General features: G+C 72.8%; 17 protein-coding genes. 4 read left to right on the top strand and 13 right to left on the bottom strand.

The genetic code is table 11. The annotated features are described in order from the left end of the window. Positions 1-69 precede the first annotated feature (69 nt). Positions 70-627, top strand: coding sequence for an MOSC domain-containing protein (locus tag J3P36_RS15240; RefSeq protein ID WP_210509106.1), 558 nt, complete (start codon positions 70-72; stop codon positions 625-627). A 34-nt stretch (positions 628-661) separates the two neighbouring features. Beyond that, the gene (gene ligD, locus J3P36_RS15235) at positions 662-1633 is read left to right on the top strand and encodes a non-homologous end-joining DNA ligase (RefSeq protein WP_210509105.1); all 972 of its coding nucleotides are present in this window, start codon (positions 662-664) and stop codon (positions 1631-1633) included. Positions 1634-1715: 82 nt separating this feature from the next. On the opposite strand, the gene J3P36_RS15230 is transcribed toward ligD, so the two are convergent. The 3 genes from J3P36_RS15230 to J3P36_RS15220 form a co-directional block, all read right to left on the bottom strand. After that, complete coding sequence (locus J3P36_RS15230) at positions 1716-1838, bottom strand: ribosomal protein bL36 (RefSeq protein WP_210509104.1); 123 nt, start codon at positions 1836-1838, stop codon at positions 1716-1718. Positions 1839-1987: 149 nt separating this feature from the next. Further along, complete coding sequence (locus tag J3P36_RS15225) at positions 1988-2323, bottom strand: hypothetical protein (protein WP_210509103.1); 336 nt, start codon at positions 2321-2323, stop codon at positions 1988-1990. Positions 2324-2415: 92 nt separating this feature from the next. Continuing rightward, the gene (locus J3P36_RS15220; RefSeq protein WP_210509102.1) at positions 2416-3195 is read right to left on the bottom strand and encodes an SGNH/GDSL hydrolase family protein; all 780 of its coding nucleotides are present in this window, start codon (positions 3193-3195) and stop codon (positions 2416-2418) included. Positions 3196-3296: 101 nt separating this feature from the next. On the opposite strand from J3P36_RS15220, the gene J3P36_RS15215 reads away from it, so the two are divergent. Then, positions 3297-3884: a DUF1992 domain-containing protein gene (locus J3P36_RS15215; RefSeq protein WP_210509101.1), complete on the top strand. Its 588-nt coding sequence runs from the start codon at positions 3297-3299 to the stop codon at positions 3882-3884. Between the two features lie 48 nt (positions 3885-3932). Here the strand turns inward: J3P36_RS15215 and J3P36_RS15210 are convergent, their stop codons facing one another. From J3P36_RS15210 to J3P36_RS15200, 3 genes are all read right to left on the bottom strand, one after another. Next, a complete protein-coding gene (locus J3P36_RS15210; RefSeq protein WP_210509100.1) occupies positions 3933-4400 on the bottom strand; it encodes an iron chaperone in 468 nt (155 codons plus the stop codon). Between the two features lie 140 nt (positions 4401-4540). Beyond that, entirely contained in the window at positions 4541-5476 is a 936-nt protein-coding gene (locus tag J3P36_RS15205; RefSeq protein ID WP_210509099.1) for a type II CAAX prenyl endopeptidase Rce1 family protein, read from the bottom strand. A 122-nt stretch (positions 5477-5598) separates the two neighbouring features. Beyond that, positions 5599-6699, bottom strand: coding sequence for a PLP-dependent aspartate aminotransferase family protein (locus J3P36_RS15200; RefSeq protein WP_210509098.1), 1101 nt, complete (start codon positions 6697-6699; stop codon positions 5599-5601). Between the two features lie 53 nt (positions 6700-6752). Here J3P36_RS15200 and J3P36_RS15195 point away from each other — a divergent pair, with 53 nt between their 5' ends. Further along, on the top strand, positions 6753-7856 hold the full coding sequence (locus tag J3P36_RS15195) for an epoxide hydrolase family protein (protein WP_210509097.1): 1104 nt from the start codon (positions 6753-6755) through the stop codon (positions 7854-7856). Between the two features lie 18 nt (positions 7857-7874). Here the strand turns inward: J3P36_RS15195 and kynU are convergent, their stop codons facing one another. The 7 genes from kynU to J3P36_RS15160 form a co-directional block, all read right to left on the bottom strand. Continuing rightward, positions 7875-9101 (bottom strand): kynureninase, encoded by a 1227-nt coding sequence (gene kynU / locus J3P36_RS15190; protein WP_210509096.1) that lies wholly within the window; start codon positions 9099-9101, stop codon positions 7875-7877. Positions 9102-9169: 68 nt separating this feature from the next. Further along, positions 9170-10147 carry a serine hydrolase domain-containing protein gene (locus tag J3P36_RS15185; RefSeq protein ID WP_307807129.1) on the bottom strand — a complete coding sequence of 326 codons (978 nt, stop codon included), beginning with the start codon at positions 10145-10147 and terminating at the stop codon, positions 9170-9172. A 19-nt stretch (positions 10148-10166) separates the two neighbouring features. After that, positions 10167-10421, bottom strand: a complete 255-nt coding sequence (locus tag J3P36_RS15180) for a DUF6510 family protein (protein ID WP_210509094.1) — start codon at positions 10419-10421, stop codon at positions 10167-10169. Beyond that, positions 10421-11134: a ferredoxin reductase gene (locus J3P36_RS15175; RefSeq protein WP_307807128.1), complete on the bottom strand. Its 714-nt coding sequence runs from the start codon at positions 11132-11134 to the stop codon at positions 10421-10423. Before J3P36_RS15175 ends, J3P36_RS15180 begins: the two co-directional genes overlap by 1 nt. Next, positions 11134-11727, bottom strand: coding sequence for a sulfite oxidase-like oxidoreductase (locus J3P36_RS15170; RefSeq protein WP_210509093.1), 594 nt, complete (start codon positions 11725-11727; stop codon positions 11134-11136). The genes J3P36_RS15175 and J3P36_RS15170 overlap by 1 nt, the downstream gene beginning before the upstream one ends. A 62-nt stretch (positions 11728-11789) precedes the next feature. Then, complete coding sequence (locus J3P36_RS15165; protein WP_210509092.1) at positions 11790-12449, bottom strand: class I SAM-dependent methyltransferase; 660 nt, start codon at positions 12447-12449, stop codon at positions 11790-11792. Positions 12450-12504: 55 nt separating this feature from the next. Beyond that, a complete protein-coding gene (locus tag J3P36_RS15160) occupies positions 12505-13878 on the bottom strand; it encodes an HNH endonuclease signature motif containing protein (RefSeq protein WP_210509091.1) in 1374 nt (457 codons plus the stop codon). Between the last annotated feature and the right edge of the window lie 20 nt (positions 13879-13898).

Below are 13898 nucleotides of genomic sequence, written 5' to 3'. Positions count from 1 at the left end.
GGTTCGTCGCCGCGACTTCCGACGATTGCCTCGGAAGCGGCGGTCAGCCGTCGCGGCTACCCTTCCCGGGTGAGCGAACGGCAGGTGGAGATCGTGGAGCTGCTCGTCTCCCCCCTGCACCGCTTCGAGGGCCGCCCGGCGGACGGGCCCCTGTCCGGCCCGGAGAACGAGCTCGTCGGATCGATCGAGCTGCGCGCCGGGCTCGGCATCGTCGGCGACCGCTACTTCGGCAAGCAGGCCCATCGCGACTCGTCGGTCAGCGTGCAGTCGGCCGAGGCGCTCGAGGCCGTGTCCGCGGAGCTCGGCGTCCCGCTCCCGGGGCTGACGCAGACCCGGCGCAACATCCTGCTGCGAGGGGTGGATGCGGACTCGCTGATCGGTGCCGCCTTCAGCCTCGACAGCGGCGACGGCGAGGTCGTGTTCGCCGACACCCGGTCCTGCCGGCCGTGCGGCTGGCTCGAGGTCACCGTGGGCAGCGGCGCCCACCGCGCGTTCAAGGCCCGGGGCGGACTCCGCACCGGTCCGGCGAACGACGGGCGCCTGCGCCTCGGGCCCGCGATCCTGCGCACCGGCACCGACCTGGGCGGCGCGCAGCGGACCGAGCGCGGCGTGCACCGGCTCCACTAGCCTCGGCAGCGAGCATCCGGCAGGAGGCAGGCGCATGGCGGCGAAGTCCACTCCCGCGACAGAGATCGAGGTCGGCGAGCACACCGTCCGGGTGAGCAACCCCGACCGCGTCTACTTCCCGGCACGCGGCGAGACGAAGCTCGACCTCGTCCGCTACTACCTGTCGGTGGGCGACGGCATCGTGAACGCCCTGCGGGAGCGGCCCACCATGCTGCACCGCTACCCGACCGGAGTGGGCGGCGAGAAGGTGCATCAGAAGCGGCTGCCCGCGGGCGCCCCGCCGTGGATGGAGACGGTGCGCGTCTTCTTCCCGAGGTACAGCCGCACCGCGGACGAGCTGTGCGTCACCGAGCTCGCGCACGTGATCTGGGCGGTGCAGATGTCGACCGTCGAGTTCCATCCATGGAACAGCCGACGCGCCGACACCGAGAAGCCGGACGAGTGGCGCATAGACCTCGACCCGATGCCGCAGAGCAGCTTCGAGCGGGTCCGCCGGGTCGCGCACGTCGCCTCCGAGGTGCTCAACGAGCTGGGCGCGGTCGGCTGGCCGAAGACCTCCGGCGGCTCGGGGCTGCACATCTACGTGCGCATTCGGCCGGAGCACGGCTTCGACGAGGTCCGCCGCGCCGCGACGGCGTTCGCCCGGGAGGTCGAGCGGCGCATCCCGAAGGACGCGACGACCGCGTGGTGGCGCCGCGACCGCGACCCGGCCGCCGTGTTCGTCGACTACAACCAGAACACGCGCGACCACACGATCGCCGCCGCCTACTCGGTGCGGGGCAACCCCGAGGGGACGGTGTCGACGCCGATCCGCTGGGACGAGCTCGACGACGTCACGCCGCACGACTTCACGATCGCGACGGTGCCGTCCCGCTACGCGGAGCTCGGCGACCTGCACGCCGGGATCGACGACGCCGTCTTCGACATCGCGCCCCTGCTCGAGTGGGCGGATCGCGACGCCCGCGAGGGCATCGCAGCGCCTCCCCCGCCGGACGAGGCGGACTGAGGGAAGCCCGGGAAACGGGAAGCGGCCCCGGTCGATGACCGGGGCCGCTTTCAGGAAGTGGACTGGAAATGCCCTTTTCGGCTCAGCCCTGACGGGACTTGAACCGGGGGTTCTCCTTGTTGATCACGAACGTGCGCCCACGGCGCTTCACGATCTGGGAACCCTGCATCTTCTTAATCGAGCCCAGCGAGTTGCGCACCTTCATGTTGTCTCCTTCCGACGACTGCTGGGTAGAACCCGGCCTCGTGCCCCCGTATTCCGCCACGCCGAGATGCCACTCGGTGCCGTCATTCCGGACGGATGAGCGCATCCGTTGGCATCTCCGGAGGCCTCGAAGCAGCGGAGGCGTCGAAGCTACAGGTCGAATTCGACGTAGGCGTTCGGCGGGGTGGGGTCGTCGGGGACGCCCGCGGAGGCGCCGCGCAGCTTCGCCATCCCGTCGCGGATGTGCTCCAGCGCATCCTTGTTGTCGGGGTCCGGCAGACTCGTGTGCACGGACTCGGCCATCAGGCTGCTGCCGGAGGTGAATACGAACGACGCGACCACCTCTTCGCCGGTGGCGCTGAATCCGTGCACCTCGACCGAGTCCGCCTTCTGAGCGTTCGCGAGCGCCGTGCAATACGCGACGAGCAGGTCGGCCACCTCGTCACCGACCAGCAGCGTCTTATCGGCGAAGGTGATGTGCTTCATTCCCTCACCGTAGGCGACGGGTCCGGAAATCGGAGGTGCATTGACAATCGAGCGAATCGAGATATCGCCTCGCCACGGAGAGGGAGTCTCGCTCAGGGGGCCGGGGCGGCGCACGGGGATTCGGCTCCGCGCACATCCGCCTCGGCGAGCGCGGCGAGCACCCGCTTCGCCACTGCCTCGTGGCCGGCGTCGCCGAGATGCAGTCCGTCGTCCGCCAGGAACTCGGGATCGAGCAGCGGCGGGTCGACGAGGCTGAGGAACACGCCGCACACCGACCGGACCGCCGCCTCCACCTCGGCGTCGATCGCCCTCAGCGTCTCACCGGCGCCCCAGATGGGCGCCGGCCCGATCGCCACGATCAACGCGTCGGGCGCTCCGGCGCGCACCGTGGCGAAGGTCGCCTGGATGGCCCGCCGCTCCAGGTCGGGATCGTCGTGGGCGAGAAACGTGTCGTTCTGACCGCCCGCGATCACCACCACATCGGGGTCCTCGTCCGCCACCCGCGTCGCCATGCGCAGGAAGGACGGGCACCGCGAGTAGCTGCACACGTCCGCGGGCGGCGACGCCGTGTAGCCGGTGCCCCTCCGGCCGAGGTTGAGCTCGCGCCAGCCCCGCTCGGCGGAGACGAGGCTCGTCCACCGTGCGGACCCTCTGGATGCGCCGCTGCCGGCGGTGGCGGAGTCGCCGAGGAAGAGGGCGATCGTGTCCGGAACGGCGGCGGCCGGCGGAGCCGTCGGCAGGCGCTGCGGCGGCACCGGAGCCGGTGAGTCGGACGTGCGGACGAGGGCCACCACGACGACGAGCAACGCCGTCACCCCGATCACCGGGAGCCACGTCCGGAGACCGGATCGCGGATCGGATCGCCGAGGCATCGCTCGATGCTATCGGGCGCCCCTCGGCGGCCCCTTGCGCCGACACTCTCGGGCGCATCCTCAGGCGGCCTCGTCTAGCGTGGACGCGAGGAAGCCGGCGAATGACGAAGCGACCACGCAGTGACTCCCGCCTGGCGGCGGCCCGCTACCAGGTGGACCGCGCCATGCCCGCGAGCGACGAGGCCGACGACGCGTCGGAGTCCGGGCGGCTCACGCCGGATCAGCGGTCGGGCATGGTGGAGATCGCGATTCAGCAGGCGATGCGCCGCGGCGACTTCGACGACCTCCCCGGCAAGGGCCGGCCGCTGCAGGACCTCGATCGGCACGACCCGGACTGGTGGATCCGGCGGAAGATCGAGCGCGAGGGCCTGACCGGGCTCGGGCCCCCCGCCCTCACCCTGCGCAAGGAGAACGCCGAGCTGGGCGAACGGATCGACGCCCAGCCGACGGAGGCGGCGGTCCGCGAGCTGCTGGAGGACTTCAACAAGCGGGTCATCGAGGCCCGCCGGCAGCTGCTCGGCGGCCCTCCCGTGATCACCCCGACCCGCGACATCGACGCCGAGGTCGCCGGCTGGCGGGAGCGGCGGGACGCCCGCCTCCGCGTCGCCGAGGAGGAGCGGCAGCGGGAGCAGGCGGAATACGCGGCCCTGTCGTGGCGCGAGCGGCGGCGGCGTCGGCGCTCCGAATGAGCACAGCCGACGGCGGGCCCGGCGCCGCCTCCCCCAGGACGCTGAGCGTCAGCCGGACGCCCGGCGGACGAGCTCCGCGATGCGGGCCTCGACCTCGTCGGTCAGCTCCGTGATGGCGTACGCCGTCGGCCACATGGCACCCTCGTCGAGCCGGGCGTCGTCGTTGAAGCCGAGGGTCGCGTACCGCGACGAGAACTTCGCGGCCGGCTGGAAGAAGCAGACGATCTTGCCGTCGCGGGCATAGGCGGGCATCCCGTACCAGGTCTTGGCCGTGAGGCTCGGGGCGCTCTCCCTCACGATGGCGTGCACGCGCTCGGCGAGCCCGCGCTCCGGCTCCGGCAGCTCCGCGATCTTGGCGAGCACCGCGGCCTCGTCGTCCGCCTTGCCCTTCGTGCGCTTCGCCGACTTCAGCTCCCGGGCGCGCTCCTTCATGGCGGCGCGCTCCTCCTCGGTGAAGCCCTCCGCCGCCGTGTCCGTCCGTGCCGTCCTCGTCGCCGTCTTCCCGGTCTCGGCCATGCCGCTTCTCCCTCCTCGTCGATGGTGGTGCGCCCATGCTAGGGAGCCGGGGTGTCGGCGGTCTTCTCCGAAACTGCTCGACCGGACGGCGGAGCGCCGGGCGGCCTCGACGGCGGCCCGGCGCTCCGGCTCCGATGGCGTCAGCGGACGGCCGCGAGCTCTCCGGCGTCGGCGGTCTCAACGGACGTGTGCCCCTCGTCCAGCTGTCGGCGGTAGCTCCGGGAGAGCCGGCGGCGGAAGAGCACCGCGGTGACCGCCGTGAGCAGGACGACGGCGATCGGCAGCGCGAGCATCCGGGAGTCGCCCTCCGCGAACGCGGCGACGATGCCGTCGCTGCCGCTCGTCCGGTTGAACACGGCGTGCAGCAGGGCCACGAGCAGCACGCTGTCGCCGGTGCCGCGGAGGAAAACGGCGAACATCGAGCGGACCAGGACGCCGAACACGAAGTAGATCGCGAACGCGACCGCCAAGCCCACCAGGCTGATCTCGGCACCGCTGAAGAACTCGAGCGGCAGGTGCACGAGCGCGAACGGCACCGCGGCGAGCGCAGCCACCGCGAAGAGGTTGTGCCGGCGCTCGAGGCGGGTCTGGAAGACGCCGGTCCAGGCCGTCTCCTCCCACAGGTTGATGAGGAGGAAGCTGACCGCGAGCAGCGCCAGCTGGGTCCCGATCAGGCCGGGGAGCTCGACGGGCTTCAGCTCGTCGCCCATCAGCACCGAGATCCCGAGCGTGAGCGCGGGGAGCGCGACGAGCACGGCGGCGTACCAGCCCGGGTTCACGCGCCACCGGAACATGCGGCGGACGAGCGTCCGGATGCCGGCCGTGCCGTCCGCGGCCCACGTGACGTACAGGGTGGTGGAGAACAGCGCGACGGTCGCGATGCCCGCCGAGACCTCCCCGGGGGCGATGCCGAGCCGGTCGGCGAGGTCGCCGCCGGGCAGGACGCCCGTGAAGGCGAGCCACCAGACGAGGATGAGCGCGTAGGAGGCGCCGAGGCCGAGCCCGAAGAGGGTGGCGACGGGGTGGCGTCCGGCGAAGCGGTTGATCCCCCGCCGGGACGGGGAGACGGGTTCCATGATCGTGCCTTCCGAGTTGCGGAACCCCGGGGCGGGGTTCGATGGCTCGAAGGTACGAGCGGCACCGCGGTCAGAGCGTCCGACCGCGGTGCCGACCTGCGAGGCCGCCTGGTACCGCGGTACTAGCTCCGAGCGTCGGTTCCGCCTGCCCCGCCGCCGGCCGCCTCGAGCGCCCCGAGGAGGTCGCGGTCCAGGTCCTCGATGTTCTCGACGCCGACCGACACGCGGACGAGCCCCTCGGGGATGGTCGGCGCCTCCCCCGACCAGCGCCGCCGCCGCTCCAGCGTCGTCTCCACGCCGCCGAGGCTGGTGGCGTGGCGGCACAGCCGCACGGCCGCGACGAACGCATCGGCGGTGTCCGCGTCGGCGAGCACGATCGAGAGGATGGTGCCGAAGCCGGGGTAGCGGAGGTCCCGGATCGCGGGGTGACCGCCGAGACGGCGCACCAGCTCCTGCGCGTTCTGCTGGCCGCGCTCGAGGCGCAGCGGAAGGGTGCGCAGGCCGCGGAGGGCGAGGTAGGCGTCGAGCGGGGACGGGATCGCTCCCTGCAGCGACCGCCGGGTGAGCAGCTGCCGGTGCAGGTCGTCGTCCCGCGTGACGACGGCGCCCATGACGACGTCGCTGTGACCCGAGATCGCCTTCGTCGCCGAGTGCACCACGATGTCGGCGCCCTGGTCGAGCGGCCGGCGCAGGATCGGGGTCGCGAAGGTGTTGTCGGCGACGACGAGCACGCCGTTCCCGCGGGCGGCCTCCGCGATGGCGTCGACGTCGGCCACCTCCAGCGCGGGGTTCGTCGGATTCTCGATCCAGACCATGGCGGCGCCGTCGAGCGCCGTGCGGACCTCCTCTGTGTCCGCGATGTCGACCGGCACGACGGTGACCGCGCCCCGCTCCTCGAGGTGCCGGAGCTGCGCGAGGGTGCCCTGGTAGGAGTGCCGCGGCACGACGATCCGGCCGCCGGGCGGCACGAGGTCGAACGCGGCCGCCGTCGCGGCGACACCGGAGGCGAAGGCGAGGCATCGACCGCCCTCCAGCCCGCCGAGCGCGTCCTCGAACGCGGTCCAGGTGGGGTTGCCGTAGCGCCCGTACTCGACGTCGCCGCCCGCGATGTACGTCGAGGCGAGCACGACCGGCGGGTTGAGCGGCTGGTCGGGCTCGTTCGCGGGACGTCCCGCGGTCACGGCCAGGGTGTCGGGATGCAGGTCGCCGAGGTCGTTGGTCATCCCGCCAGTCTCGACCACTTCGCCTACCGGGTCGAAACGGGCAGGATCGGGGCGTGGGTGCGGCGGCGGAAGGGGCGGTCATGGGCGGTGCGCCGGAGGCGGTCGAGGAGGAGCTGCTCGACGATCTGCGGCGCCGGCTCCGCCGCACCCGGTTCGCCGCCGGCGTGCCGGGAGGCTGGGAGCGCGGCACCGAGCGCGAGTACCTCGAGGACCTCGTCCGCTACTGGGCGGACGACTACGACTGGCGTGCCGCGGAGGCGCGCCTGCTCGCACTGCCTTGGGTGCGGGCGGGCAACGGCATGCGGACCGTGCATCAGCGGGCCGCGTCGCCGGACGCGCCGACCGTGGTGCTGCTGCACGGCTGGCCGGACTCCTTCCTCCGCTTCCTCCGCGTGCTGCCGCTGCTTCGGGACGTGAACGTGGTCGTGCCCTGCCTGCCCGGCTACCCCTACTCCGGCCTGCCCGGCAGCTCGCGGGAGGCGATGGCCGAGCCGATCGCCGCGCTGCTCGACGAGCTCGGCCACCGACGCTGCGTCGTGTCGGGCGGCGACATCGGCAGCGGCGCAGCCGAGACGCTCGCCCGCATTCGGCCCGACCTCGTCGGCGCGCTGCACCTCACCGACATCCCGCTCGTGCACCTCGCCGCGCTCGATCCACGCGAGGCGACGCCGGAGGGGCGCGACTACCTCGACGCGGTCGCCCGCTGGCGTGCTGCCGAGGGCGGCTACATCGCCGAGCAGAGCACGAAGCCGAACACCCTCGCCGCCGCGCTCGCCGACTCCCCCGCCGGCCTCGCCGCCTGGATCGTGGAGAAGCTGCGCGGCTGGAGCGACTGCGGCGGCGACGTCGAGACGGTCTTCCCGCGGGACGACCTGCTCACCTGGCTGACGCTCTACTGGGTCACCGGCACGATCGGCACCTCGTTCGTGCCGTACGCGGTCCGGGAGCCGGCGCAGTCCGGCCGCGTGGCCGTCCCCACCGTGGGGAGCGTGTTCGCCCGCGACCTGCTGCCGCCGCCGCGGGCGCTCGCGGAGCGCGTGTTCGACGTCCGCGACTGGCAGGAGCACGAGGCGGGCGGCCACTTCGCGGCCTGGGAGCAGCCGGAGGCGTTCGTGCGCGGCGTTCGGGCCGCGGTCGCCCTCCTCGACGAGGACTGATTCCGCGGGCCCGGCGAATCAGCCGGCCGCGCACTCCCGCAGCACGGAGAGCCCGTCCGCGACCTCGGCGAAGGACGTGCTGAGCGGCGAGAGCCCGACGCGGATGCCGTGCGGGGCCCGGAAGTCCGGGATCACGCCGCGCTCCCACGCCCGCGCCGTGATCGCCCGCGCATCCGGGTGCTCGAGCGTCACGTGGCTGCCCCGGCGCGCGGCGTCGCGGGAGGTGGCCACCGTGAAGCCGGCGTCGGCGAGGTCGGCATCCGCGATCTCGATCACGAACTCGGTGAGCCGGACGGACTTCTCCCGGATGGCCGCCATGCCGGCCTGCTCGATCAGGTCGAGCATGTCCCGCATCGGCTGCATCGCCACGATGGACGGGGTGCCGCTGAGGAAGCGCCGGATGCCCCGCGCCGGCTCGTAGTGGGGACCCATGTCGAAGGGCGCCGCCGAGCCCATCCAGCCGGCGATGGGCTGCTCCAGCTCGTCCTGCAGATCGGCCCGCACATAGGCGAACGCCGGCGAGCCGGGGCCGCCGTTCAAGTACTTGTAGGTGCAGCCGACGGCGAGGTCGACGCCCCACCGGTCCAGCTCGACGGGCACGGAGCCCACCGAGTGGCAGAGATCCCAGAGGACGAGTGCGCCCGCCTCGTGCGCGGCCGCGGTGATCGCCTCGGCGTCGGCGAGGTGGCTGGACCGGTAGGCGACGTGGCTGACCACGACGAGTGCCGTCCGCTTCCCGACCGCCTCGGTCACCTGCTCGAGCTCGACGCCCGCGTGCCGGTCGACCCGCACCCACCGCACAGTGAGCCCGAACTCCGCGGCGATCCGCTCGACGACGAAGCGGTCCGTCGGGAAGTTGTCGTCGTCGATGACGATCTCGTCCCGGCCCGGTCGGGCCGCGACCGCGGCGCGGATGAGCTTGTAGAGCACCACCGTCGTCGAGTCGGCGACCACCGTCTGCCCCGCCGCGGCCCCGAGGGTGAGCGCGCCGATCCGGTCGCCGACCGTCTCCGGCAGCGCCATCCACTCCTCGTCCCAGCCGCGGATGAGCCGCGAGGACCAGGTGTGGACGAGGCCGGCGAGCCGGTCCGGGGTCGCGGTCAGCGGCCGGCCGAGGGAGTTGCCGTCGAAGTAGGCGCGGACGTCCGGGTCCGGCAGGAAGGCGGCCCTGAACGACGCGAGCGGATCCTCCTCATCCAGCTCCCGCGCTCGGTCCACGTGTGCCGTTCTCGGTTCGACCGTCATGGGACTCCCTCCAGTGCCCGTCCCACGGTAGTGCGCGGCGACGGAGGGAACGGCGGAGGCCGGGCGTCTCAGCGGCCGGAGAGCTGCTGGAGCATCAGCAGTCCGTGCCGGTCCACGGATTCCGCGGTGGCGGTGAGCAGGACCACGGCGGTGCCCGCCTCGCGGTCGAGGCCCAGCCAGGAGCGGAATCCGCCGGTGCCGCCGTTGTGCCAGACGATCGGGCGGCCCTTGACCTGCGTCGTCAGCCAGCCCGCGCCGATCCGGACGGCAGGACCCGTGAAGTTCCGGACCGGGTCCAGGGCCGAGGTCCCCGGAGCCGAGCCGTCGAGCAGCGCCTGGGCGAGCCGCCCCAGGTCCCCGGCGGACGACCGGATGCCACCAGCCGGCGCGATCCCCTCCCCGGTCCACGGGTCGCGGGGCCGCCCGGAGCGGCTGCGTCCGAGCAGCGCCGTCGGCCGCAGGTCGCTCCGCAGGCTCGGCACGTACATCGAGTCGAGTCCGAGCGGCACGGCGATCCGCTCGCGGAGCAGCGCCGAGTAGCTGCGCCCCGCCGCCGCGGCCACCGCGTGCCCGAGCAGCTCGAACCCGAAGTTGGAGTACCGGGGCCGGGGAGCGGCCAGCCGCACCCCCGCTGCCTGCGCCAGCAGCTCTTCCCGGGACTCGCCGTACGGATTCGCGCCGTGCCGCAGGAGCCGGATCGTGCGCCGCAGGGGCTCGGCTCCCGGGGGCAGGCCGGGCAGACCGGACGTGTGCGTGCTGAGGGACGCGAGCGTCACGTCCGCGGCGGCGCTCCCCTCGAGCGGCAGCAGCTCCCCCAGCCGGGTCTCCTCGGTCACCTCGCCGCGGTCGAGGGCGTCGACGTAGAGCAGCCCTGTGATGCCCTTCGAGATGGACCCGATCTCGAAGTCGGCGTCGAGGTCCGCGCCCGCGACCGCGACGGCGAGACCGTCGGCGGAGATCGTGGCGGCGCCCACCACTGCATGACGGGACCCCAGCCGTCTTCGCACCGCGGAGAGGAGGTGCTGGTCGCCGGCCACCGGGGTCACGCGCCCCATCGTAGGAGGGCTACGGGATCTGCAGCCAGGCGACGCCGCGCAGCTGCAGGCGGGTGCCCTCCGTGGTCGGCACGATGCTGAGCAGCACCGCGTCGCACCGCCTGCAGCGGACGACCCGGCCCTGGTCGCCGCCGTAGACCATCGCCTCGCCCACCGGCCCGATGTCGCCGCACGCGATGCACCGCGCCACCGCGGTGGTGGGCTCGAAGCGCAGGTACTCGCTCAGTGTTCCGGCGAGCGAGTTGCCGTCGACGTGTCCGTCCATCAGGTTCCTCCGAACCGCTCGGTCTTGATGCGCCGGGCGTCGTGCCCCAGCTCGACGAGCGTGGACGCCACGCTCTCCACGAATGCGGTGGGTCCGCACACGTAGACCGCGGGGTCGTCCTCGGGCCGGAAGCACCGCTCCTCGAGCTCCGCGCGGCCCACGCGTCCGGGCGAGCGGGGCCAGCCCTCCGGCGCGGTGCGGGTGTACGCCCAGGTCACCTCGACGCCCTCTCCGGAGCTCTCGAGCTCCGACCGGAAGAACACGTCCTCCGGGGTGCGCACCGAGTAGAGCAGCCGGAACGGCGAGGTGCTGTCGCTGCGCAGCCGGGCACGCACCATCGCCACGAGCGGGACCACCCCCGATCCGCCGGCGATCAGCTGCACCGGGCCCTCCTGCTCAGGTCGCCAGACGAACCAGCCGCCGAGCGGGCCCCGGACCTCCACCTCGTCGCCGACCATCACCTCGTCCACGAGGTACGGCGACACCTCGCCGCCCGGAAGCCGGTCGACGGCGAGCTCGACCCGGTCCCCCGGCCCGACCGACGCGACCGAGTACGACCGCGCGGCCTGATACCCGTCGGGCGCGGTGAGCCGCAGGTCGAGGTGCTGGCCGGCGAGGTTGCCGCCCCAGCCGGGCACGTCGAGGAGCAGGACCCGCCCGGATCGTCCCTCGGCACGCGCCTCCACGACGGTGCCGGTCGTCCAGCCGACCACTACCAGTAGCGCTGCTCGCGCCAGGGGTCACCGTAGAGGTGGTACCCGTTCTGCTCCCAGAACCCGGGCTCGTCCTGGTCCTGCATCACGAGCGCGCGGATCCACTTCGCGCTCTTCCAGAAGTAGAGGTGCGGCACGAGGAGGCGTGCCGGCCCGCCGTGCTCAGGATCGAGCTCCTCGCCGTCGAACTCGAAGGCGATCCACGCCTGCCCGTCGAGCAGGTCCGCGAGCGGAATGTTGGTCGTGTAGCCGCCGTAGGAGTGTGCCATCACGTACTCGTAGCCAGTCTCGACGTCGGCGAACAGGGTATCGAGGCTGACACCCCGCCAGGAGGTGCCGAGCTTCGACCAGCGGGTGACGCAGTGGATGTCGGTGTGCACCTCCTCGATCGGGAGCGCCTGGAACTCGTCCCAGCTCCAGGAGCGGTCCTCGCCGGACTCGTTGCGGATGGTGAGCTGCCACTTCGCGGTGTCGATGCGCGGTGTGGGTCCGGCGGAGAGAACGGGGAAGTCCTCGGTGAGGAACTGCCCGGGCGGAAGGTCGGGGCTCTGCTGCCGGGAGCGCCCGGAGAACCCTCGTGAGACGACGGCCATCGAGTTGCTCCCTTCGTTCGGCGCCCACAGTACCGAGGCGGGCCGGTCCGGACCAGAGGCGGTCACGCCCGAGGTGTCGCCGCCCCGAGGATGTGCGCGAGGCCCGGCCCGGGACCGGGTGAGAAGCCGAATCGGCGGGCGTCCAGGATGCGGAAGCCGGCCCGCTCGATCACGCGGAGCGTGTCCCGATTGAGGTGGCAGTTGCCGGCGAGGCGCCGCCAGAGCGGAACGACCGCGTCTTCGGCGAGCGCGATCAGTCGGTTCTCGGAACGCACGTGCTCGTAGAACAGGAGGAGGCCTCCCGGGCGCAGGACGCGGCGGATCTCCGCGAGTGCCGCCTCCTGGTCGGACACGCTGCACAGCACGAGGCTCGCCACCACGGTGTCGGCCGAGTCGTCGACGAGGGGCAGCGACTCAGCGATGCCGTCGCGGACCTCGACCGCAACCGGGGATCGCTCGGCCGCCTCGGCGGACAGCCCGCGCAGGTAGGGGTCGGGCTCGAGGGCGATCACGTTCGTGGCGGCGTGCGGGTAGGAGGCGAAGTTGGCCCCGGTGCCCGAACCGACCTCGACCACGGCGCCGCGGGCGCGCGACAGCAGCTCCCGGCGGTGTTCGGCGCCGCCCGCTCGGTCCATCGCCGGCACCGCGCGGGCGAAGGCGCGCGCGAACCGGGGGTGGCTCGTCCTCGGGAAGGACGACGGCGAAGGGGCGGACGCGGGCATCCCGCCATTGTGCGCCGACGTCGAGCGTCGGGAAACCGCTGGCTCACCTGCCGGGTCAGAAGGGCGGCTGGTCCTCCGGATCCGCCTGGGCCCATTCCGTCTGCACGAGGACGCTGCCGAGCCTGCCGCCCTGGATGCGAGTGGCGGGCGGCGCGGCGGGCTCGGTCGTGAACTCGAGGCCGATGGGCGTCGTCCACTTCAGGACTCCGGGGTGGGCATCGTCCTGTTCGAGCTTCCAGCCGCCGTCGTGTTTCACGCGGTGGTGGTTCCGGCAGACCGCCGCGAGGTTGTCGTGGTCGGTCGTGCCGTTCTCACACCAGGGGCGCGTGTGATCGATGTCGCAGGTCGCGGCGGGGCGGTTGCAGCCGGGGAACCGGCAGATCTCGTCCCGATCGACCACGTAGCGGCGCAGCTCGACGGGCACCTCCCTCCGGCCCCGCCCGTACTGGAGGACCACACCGGTGACGGGGTGAGTGAGGATCCGCTGCAATCCCGTGCTCGTGCCGGCCAACCGGCGGGCGGTCTCGGGATCGATGGGCCCGTACCCCTTGAGGATGCCGGGGGTGTCGTCGACGCCGTTGAGGGTCAGCACCGGAACGGTCACCTGTACCGTCGGAGCGATCCCCCGATTCTGCTTCGACGGTGCGCGCAGCCCCTGCTCGCCCTGCTCCGGCGGCAGGAGGACGCCGTCGTCGAGCAGGATGTCGCGCACCACGTCGGACCGCAGCTGGGAGACCGAGCGCGGCTCGTCCGAGCCGGCCAGATGGCGGGCTGTCGCGTCCGCCCGGTTCCAGATCGCCACGGCGTCCTCGGCCGGCAGGTAGTGGTGCAGCCAAGCCATCCCGTCTGCGGCCGCCTCGAGAGTGAACTCCCGCATCTCCCGAGCAGCCCGCGCCTTCTCCTCGAGCTGCTCCGGGTGCAGCGTCGCGACGGCGAGCCGCACCTTGCGCTCGAACTTGGCGGGCGCCAGCGTCTCCGCCGCAGGCAGCAGCCGCTCCTCGAGCAGCACGCGGTCCTCGTGCGGCAGACCGGAGATGCTGTCGCTCAGGATGCGGGCGTGCCGGTCACTGATGCGGCCCTCCGCGAGACGGTCGAACGTCGCCGGCAGGGCGTGGATGAGGGCCCGGGCGGTGGCGAGCTGGGTCTCCACCGAGCGCTCCGGCATCAGCAGCACGACCGCGATCTGGGCGCGCATCGAGCGGAATCGGATGCCGGATGGATCGGCGCTCATCGACGCGCCGTACGTCTCCTCCCAGCGCTGCCGGAGAGTGTCGAGTGCGCGGTACCGCTCGGCCGCTAGGGCGTTCGCGCGGCGCTGGGTGTCGGTCAGCTCCCCGACGAGGGTGAGCAGCTCGTCTCTGCGAGGGTCCGGTGGAGGCGAGTCGGGATCGGGCGGGCCGCCGAGGGCAGGCGGGTGCAGGAGCGACAAAGGTCACCTGTTCTTTCTCC

The organism is Naasia sp. SYSU D00057 (assembly GCF_017916505.1).
Classification (GTDB): Bacteria; Actinomycetota; Actinomycetes; order Actinomycetales; family Microbacteriaceae; genus Naasia.
Note: the sequence above shows the minus strand (reverse complement) of the source record. Positions and strands in the feature narration are given on the sequence as shown.